This is a genomic window from Streptomyces sp. NH27, from assembly GCF_056859195.1.
This window is the reverse complement of sequence record NZ_JACEGK010000603.1, coordinates 1-4,471: the sequence shown is the minus strand read 5'-3', so window position 1 is coordinate 4,471 and position 4,471 is coordinate 1. Positions and strand designations below refer to the sequence as shown.

The 4,471-nt window shown below is 71.1% G+C and carries 4 protein-coding genes and 1 pseudogene; all 5 read right to left on the bottom strand.

What is annotated here, in order from left to right; all coding sequences use genetic code 11:
* Positions 1-428 (bottom strand): annotated as a pseudogene (locus AC13HU_RS32870) (hypothetical protein); the annotation flags it as partial.
* A gap of 296 nt (positions 429-724) precedes the next feature.
* Positions 725-1,171, bottom strand: a complete 447-nt coding sequence (locus tag AC13HU_RS32865; RefSeq protein ID WP_483045637.1) for a MerR family transcriptional regulator — start codon at positions 1,169-1,171, stop codon at positions 725-727.
* A 257-nt stretch (positions 1,172-1,428) separates the two neighbouring features.
* Positions 1,429-2,961, bottom strand: coding sequence for a hypothetical protein (locus AC13HU_RS32860; RefSeq protein WP_483045636.1), 1,533 nt, complete (start codon positions 2,959-2,961; stop codon positions 1,429-1,431).
* A gap of 397 nt (positions 2,962-3,358) precedes the next feature.
* Positions 3,359-3,841 carry an SRPBCC domain-containing protein gene (locus AC13HU_RS32855; protein WP_483045635.1) on the bottom strand — a complete coding sequence of 161 codons (483 nt, stop codon included), beginning with the start codon at positions 3,839-3,841 and terminating at the stop codon, positions 3,359-3,361.
* A gap of 71 nt (positions 3,842-3,912) precedes the next feature.
* Positions 3,913-4,392 (bottom strand): type II toxin-antitoxin system PemK/MazF family toxin, encoded by a 480-nt coding sequence (locus tag AC13HU_RS32850; protein WP_483045638.1) that lies wholly within the window; start codon positions 4,390-4,392, stop codon positions 3,913-3,915.
* Positions 4,393-4,471: the final 79 nt, after the last annotated feature.

The following is a 4,471-nucleotide window of genomic DNA, read 5'->3' as shown; positions in this document are numbered from 1 at the left end:
GCGGTGGAGTCGGTCGGGAGGGCCTTCGGCGCGGCGACGGTGCCGCCCGCGTACAGCGTCGACTGGTCGGGCGACATGGCCAGTGCGCGTACGGTCGCGGTGCCGGTGCCGACCGTGAACGACAGCTTGCAGGAGGTGGGCGCGCCCGAAGCGGCGTTGAACGCCTGGAAGTTGAGCGCCTTCTGCGCGCCGGCACTCCCGGCGGCGGCGCCCGGCGGCCGTACCGTGGAGAAGGTGCCGCCGGCGTACACCACACCGTGCGCCTGGGCCAGCGCCCACACCACGCCGTTGGTCTGCCAGGTCGGCAGGTCGTCGGCCGTCATGGCGACGGGCGGCGTGAGCGCGTGCGCGGGCTGCGTCGCGGTGAAACCGATCATCGACAGCGCGGCGGGAGACAGCGCCGCCGACAGTGCCCCAGCTTTACGCATGAGCCCCCCTGGCTCGGAACGCCCCCTGGCGACCGAACCGGCCGCGACGCTCGCAAGGCTAGCGTCTTCCCCGCCGCCGGGCCCGCGTTCCGGCACAGTCCGTCGAGTTCGCGTCACGCCGTGCGATGCCGGGTGCGCGGGGCGTGGCGCCCGGGGCGCGGGGCCGTGGGGCCGTGGGGCGTTGACGGGATACGGGAGGTCGTCAACGCCCTGCCAGGGCAAAGGAGCCCGGCAGCGGCCCGATGCTGACGTGGCCGGCGAATGGGCAGGCGTGTTGCCCCCGGGTATCGGCGGCCTCAGCTTGCGCTGGGGCCTTGGCGCTGTCCGGCAGTGTCCTGATCGGGTGCCCAGAGCCGGTCGGCGTCACCGGCGGCCAGGCTGCCCTGGTAGACGTCGATCTTGCGCTCTATGAGTTTCAGGTTCTCCCGCATATCCGCCAACTTGGCCAGGACATCGGCACGGTGGGACTCCAGGAGGGCGAGCCGTTCCACCTCGTTGCCCGGCCCTGCGGCGACCAGTTCGGCGTAGTGGCGGATCCCCCTGATGGGCATGCCCGTGGCGCGCAGCTTGGTGCAGATGACGATCCACTTGAGATCGAGTTCCCGGTACCGGCGGCGACCACCGCTCGTACGGTCGATGGTGGTGATGACCAGGCCGGCGCGCTCGTAGTACCGGAGCGTGTGCACGCTCACCCCGGTGCGGCGGGCCGCCTCGACGGTGAGCGAGCGACCGCGAGCGGCCACGGCAGAAGCACCACAACGGTGAGCACAGGGCCGCTGGACGGGCGGGCCACGCGAAGGTCGGTCAACGCCGCCCGCATCCGCCGGGCGGTCAATGCCCGCAGGCCCACTGCCACTTGCCCGACGAGCAGGTCGCCCTGAGAGGGCGGTACGTGAGCCGAACACCCCCGGCGTCGGCACTGGCCTGGGCTGTTCCGTTCTGGCCTGGCCTGGCCTGGCCTGGCCGCGGTCCGTCGTCCGCACCCGAGGATCGGGATCGTTCAGGTGCGGAACACGTTCACCTGGGGGAGGTCGCGGTGCCGGTGGTGCGCGTCGACGATCCCGGCGAGGTTGTACCGGCCGAGAGCCCGATACGCCGCGACGAGCAACTCGCGTGCCTGGCGCTCCCGTTCGGCGTCTCCATCACCGGCCCAGTGCAGGTCGCGCCCGAGGGTGAGGGCCCCGGCCGGATCCCCGGCGGCACAGCGCCGCAGGGCCTCGGCGACCCACGAGGCGACCACATCAGGATCCCCGGTCAGCTGCTTGTGCAGGTTGGTTCCCCAGTCGTAGTCGTCATAGGGACGTTGCCTGCCGCGCGGAACGACCGGCTCACCGTCGACCAGCGCCCCACCACCGTCCAGGGTCTCGAACCGGCTCGGGTCGCCGTCCTCGAGCATCTCGTCCTCGGCCCGGTACGTCTCGCGGTACGCGTCGCCCTCCTCGGGTCGGTCCCTGGTCTCGAAGGTCATCAGAACCTCCCGCAGCGCCCGCAGCCCGAACCGCTCTTCCGCCAACTCCGCAGCGATCGGCTCGTCCTCCCCGGCCTCGCTGTCGAGGTGGGCCTGACGCTGCTCGATCCGTCCGCGTACGACCTCCAGCGGCGTGCCGGACGGCAGGCCGACGCCACCACCGTCGTTGTTGTAGTACGACGCGACCCCGGTGCAGGTACGGCCGTCGTCGTACCAAAGTCCGAAGTGCAGCCCATCGGTGCCGCCGTGCATGAAGGTCAAGAACTCGGGCGGATCCCGGTAGTAGCGGCCGTGCACCCGAACGTCGAGCCCCTCACGCGGCGGGCGCGCAGGGTCGTCGAACAAGTCCATGATCCCGTACGGATGCAGTTCCAGTTCCGTGTCGCGGAGTGCCCGCTGTTCGACCGACCCGAGTGACAGCAGGAACAGCCAGTACCGGAAGATCGAGTCAGGAAGTTCGATGCCCCAGTCGTCGGCGAACCGCCCCTCAATCGCGGCCCGTTCGCGGGAGACCCGGGACTCGGCAGCCAACCGGACCGCCGGATCCGGCGGCTGATGGGCCAACCGCCAGACGGCGTAGTCCCGCTGCTCGGCTGCCCCACGAGCCGCACACCGCCGGTCGCCGGCCAGGTCGCTCCGGCGGACCGGCCTCATGCCGAAAATGGCATGCTCGAGTCTCTCCTCGGGCGTCAACTCGGCCGAGGCATCTTCGGCGGGATGACGGTCGGCAAAACATCTGTCGGCGACAAATCCCGGAAACCAGAAGTCGTCGTCGCCGTACACCACTGCGGCGGCCTCGGCCGGAGGCAACGGGACAACTTCCCGATCGAACCGGGCCAACGCGGCCGACCGGAGCCGACCCACCCGCTCATCCACCAGCGAAGCGTGTCGGCAGTACGCGTCCCACTCCCCGACCAGGTCCTCTTCGGACTCATCGACCAGCTCGTAGAAGAACGACAGTTTCTCCCCGTCGGCCAACCTGTTGTGATCAACATCGACCTCCACTCGGAGATCGGAGATCACTTCCTCGTCCGTCTTGCCCTCAAGCCACTCGGGTAACGTCACGCGGCGAGCCTACTGTCCACGGTCGGTCCCACCTCGTCGAGGTGGCCCCTGCGTGGACCCGCCGGTGGCGAGCGAAGGAGGAGCGATCCCCATGCGCGGAAGATCACCGTGGCGCTCCGAGCGGCGCCCCGCCACGCCTCGGCTCCCCGCCTCGGAACCACCCCGCCGACCAACCGCGCCCGAGCCCGTCCGCGTTCGGACAGCGCCTCGAACAAGCCCCGGAAGCGCCGAGATCCCGTCCGGTCAAGCCGATCAATCAGATCGGACAGGATCTCGTCAACCGTTCACACCTGGATGCGCGAACTGTCCGTGCCCGGCCGGCCGTACGGTCCTCCGGACACCGGGGTCGTCGTTCGGGTCATCGGCCGAGTCAACGGTCGAGCCGTCGGCCGGATCGTCAGCCGGCGTCGGCCTCGACGAGTGCGGCAAGGTTCGCCAGCGCCATCCGCGTACCGGTCTCGTTGTCGGCGGCGGGCACACCGTCGGGGATGCCCTCGTGCACGACCAGCACATCGGTACCGGCCCGCCCGTCGGTGCCCGCGCCCGCGTCGGTCAGCGTGGTCGTCATCGTCATCCGGCCGTGGAAGCGGGCCTCGCCCGTCTCGAACTCGAACTCCTCCACCACCTCCTCGCCGGGCACCAGCCGCACGAACCGGCCGTGGTACGTGTCCGTACGCGCCTCGGACTTGCCGCTCGCGGTCGGCGCGTCATAGGTCAGCGAGATCCGGAACGTGCCCCCCTCGCAGGCGTCGAACGCGTGCACCTCGCTGCGCATGCCGTCCGGCACCCGCCACTTCGCGAGCGCGTCCGCGTCGACCAGCGCCGCGTAGACAGCCGCGCGCGGCGCGTTCACATGACCGGCCACCCGAGTGGTGTACATGCCATCACCCTACGACCGCCGGGCCGTCCGACCGACGTACGCGCACGGCGTGCCGCCGAACCTCCTTGCCGTCAGGGGAGTTTGAGCTGCTTCATGAAGCGGGCGTCCACCGCGCCGGCGTGGCGGCGGAACGCCACGAGCGGGACGTCCCGCAGCTCGCCGGTCTCCAAGTAGCTCTGCCGGCCCGCCGCGTCGTCCACCGTGCCCGCGGGCAGCGCCAGCACCCCGGGGAGTTCGCCGTGCCGCTTCGTGGTGATCTTGGCGACCCGCGCGGACTTCCCCCGCACCGCCAGCACCAAACAGGGCCGGTCCTTGGACCCGGGCCCGTCCTCGAAGGGCACCTCCGCCCACCACACCTCGCCCCTGCGCGGCATCCGCTCACCGCGACTGCCTTGACCAGAGCGCGACTTCGGGCCCGTCCCGGCGCGCGGCTCCGGCCCCCGCGGCGGCCGCGTTCGACCGCTCCGCGGCGGCCGCCGCGACCTGGCCCGGCCGTCGATCAGCGCCGCGACCAGCGCCAGCGCCGCCACCGCGGCCACGGCCGCCCACATCCCGCCGCTCATACCTCGCCCCGCCTTCTCTTCAACCTCATCGACTTCTTCGACCTCTTCGACCTCTTCGACCCGAACC

Excerpts from the sequence above, each read along its gene's own strand:
- AC13HU_RS32855 (WP_483045635.1), bottom strand. The coding sequence starts at position 3,841 with ATGTACACCACTCGGGTGGCCGGTCATGTGAACGCGCCGCGCGCGGCT.
- AC13HU_RS32850 (WP_483045638.1), bottom strand. The coding sequence starts at position 4,392 with ATGTGGGCGGCCGTGGCCGCGGTGGCGGCGCTGGCGCTGGTCGCGGCG.